The sequence below is a fragment of the Falsiroseomonas sp. RANM36 genome, assembly GCF_056682175.1.
This window is the reverse complement of record NZ_JBWXTD010000002.1, coordinates 727,329-729,577: the sequence shown is the minus strand read 5'-3', so window position 1 is coordinate 729,577 and position 2,249 is coordinate 727,329. Positions and strand designations below refer to the sequence as shown.

General features: G+C 70.7%; 2 protein-coding genes. One reads left to right on the top strand and one right to left on the bottom strand.

The genetic code is table 11. The features are described from left to right. Nucleotides 1-783 (bottom strand): IS5 family transposase (locus AC1MIR_RS04340; RefSeq protein WP_480026940.1); only part of this gene is annotated, 783 nt, incomplete at its 3' end. Nucleotides 784-1,080: 297 nt separating this feature from the next. On the opposite strand from AC1MIR_RS04340, the gene dusB reads away from it, so the two are divergent. Beyond that, entirely contained in the window at nt 1,081-2,133 is a 1,053-nt protein-coding gene (gene dusB / locus AC1MIR_RS04335) for a tRNA dihydrouridine synthase DusB (RefSeq protein WP_480026939.1), read from the top strand. Nucleotides 2,134-2,249 lie beyond the last annotated feature (116 nt).

Here is a 2,249-nt window from a genome sequence, read left to right as displayed (position 1 = left end):
CTTATCCGCCCCCAGCGTGCTGCGCGTCGCGCGATCCAGCCCCGCCATCATCGTCTCGCCGGCGTCGCGCTCGGCGGTGCCGGTGGCCCGCGTCGTGGTCGCCGCAACCGCCAGGCCGTGCCGGTTCTCCATCACCACATGCCCGGCGTAGCAGAGCTTGGACGCCTGCCCGTTCGACTTGCGCGCCAGCCGCGCATCGGGGTCCGTGGTGGAGGCATGCGTCTCGTTGCTGCGCTTCTCGCCGTGGAAGTCGCGCTCGCCGTTGCGCCCCGGGCCAGGCGGCGGCCCGGAGCCGTCCTTCGGGCGGAAGCTCTTCATCGAGGCCCAGGCCTCGATCAGCGTGCCGTCCACCGAGAAATGCTCCGACGAGAGCAGCGGCTTGACCTCCGGATCGGCCAGCACGGCGGCGAAGAACTTCCCCGCCACCTCGCCCCGCAGCAGCCGGTCCCGGTTCTTGGTGAACACCGTCACGTCCCATACCGGCGCGTCCATCGACAGCCCGATGAACCAGCGGAACAGCATGTTGTAGGTCACCTGTTCCATCAGCCGCCGCTCGGATCGCACCGAGTAGAAGGCCTGCAGTAGCAGCGCCCGCAGCAGCTTCTCCGGCACGATCGAGTCCCGCCCGCCCGCTGCGTAGAGCTTGTCGAACTCGCCCGACAGCCGCTCCAGCGCCCGGTTCACCAGAACCCGGATCGGCCGCAGCGGGTGGTCCGCCGACACCAGCGCCTCCGGGCTCACATAGCTGAACATCGAGCCCGTCTGCCGATCCGATCCGCGCATCGCCACATCCGCCATCAACATCAGCAGCGAATCAGATCAGCGCCGATCCGAACAGCCGATTTTCCGCAGCCTGCTAGAAACAACGATTCTAGAGCAGCTTATGCCCGTTCGGCGGAACCACGGAGCGGTTCCACTCGAACGGGCGCTGCTCTAGCCGCCTGCCCGCCGGTCCGGGAGAGCATCCAGACCTGCCCGCATATTCGGCAGATGCATCCGCATCTGCACAACGGGAGTGGACGAAACCGGATTTGAACGCTACTCCGCCCAAATCATGAGCATTGCAAAGGCAGAAGGGGGATGCACGCACTCCCTCCGATCGACCTCGGCGGGGCCCGGATCGAGACGCCGGTCATCCTCGCGCCGATGTCGGGCGTCACCGACCTGCCGTTCCGCCGCCTGTCGCGCGGCCTCGGCACCGGCCTCGTCGTCTCCGAGATGATCGCCTCGAACGCGATGGTGCGGGAGAACCGCAACACGCTGAAGATGGCCGAGGTGGACGGCTTCGGCGCGCCCTCCTCGGTGCAGCTCGCCGGCTGCGACCCGGCGGTGATGGCGGAGGCCGCACGGCTGGTGGTGGATCGCGGCGCCGCCATCGTGGACATCAATTTCGGCTGCCCGGTGAAGAAGGTCGCACTCGGCCAGTCCGCCGGCTCCGCCCTGATGCGCGACGAGATCGCCGCCGCGCGCATCCTGGAGGCGACGGTGAAGGCGGTCTCCGTGCCCGTCACGCTCAAGATGCGCATGGGCTGGGACCACAAGAGCCTGAATGCCCCGCGGCTGGCGAAGATCGCCGAGGAATGCGGCATCCGCCTGGTCACCGTCCATGGCCGCACCCGGCAGATGTTCTACACCGGCGTGGCCGACTGGGACTTCGTGCGCCAGGTGAAGGAGGCGGTGCGCCTGCCCGTCATCGTCAATGGCGACATCCTGGGGCCCGAGGACGCGGCCGAGGCGCTGCGCCGGTCCGGCGCCGATGGCGTGATGATCGGCCGTGGCTGCTATGGCCGCCCCTGGCTGCCGCGCCTCGTCGCCGAGCAGCTGCGCAGCGGCCAGCCGGTGCCCGAGCCCGACCTCGCCGAGCAGCTCGCGACGCTGCTCGCGCATTACCAGGGCATGCTGGTGCATCACGGCCGCGATCCCGGCCTGCGCCTCGCGCGCAAGCATGTCGCCTGGTACTCGAAGGGCCTGCCCGGCTCCGCCGAGTTCCGCGCCGAGGTGAACCGCCTGCACGAGGTGGAGGCGGTGCTCGACCTGATCCGCCGCTTCTACGAGCCTCTGGTCGAGCGCGGGGTCACCCGCGAGCGCGCCGTGCGCGAGGCCGCGTCCGATGCGGAGCTGATGGCCGCATGAGGGCCGGCGTCCTCGCCCGCCGCAAGGCGCCGCCCCGCCCCCCCGCCCCCCCCCCCCCCCCCCCCCCCCCCCCGGGGCCCGCCCGCCCCGGCGCCGCGCCCGGGGCCCCCGCGGGG

Bases quoted from the DNA above. Each gene is read 5' to 3' on its own strand.
- dusB (WP_480026939.1), top strand. From the start codon at position 1,081: ATGCACGCACTCCCTCCGATCGACCTCGGCGGGGCCCGGATCGAGACG.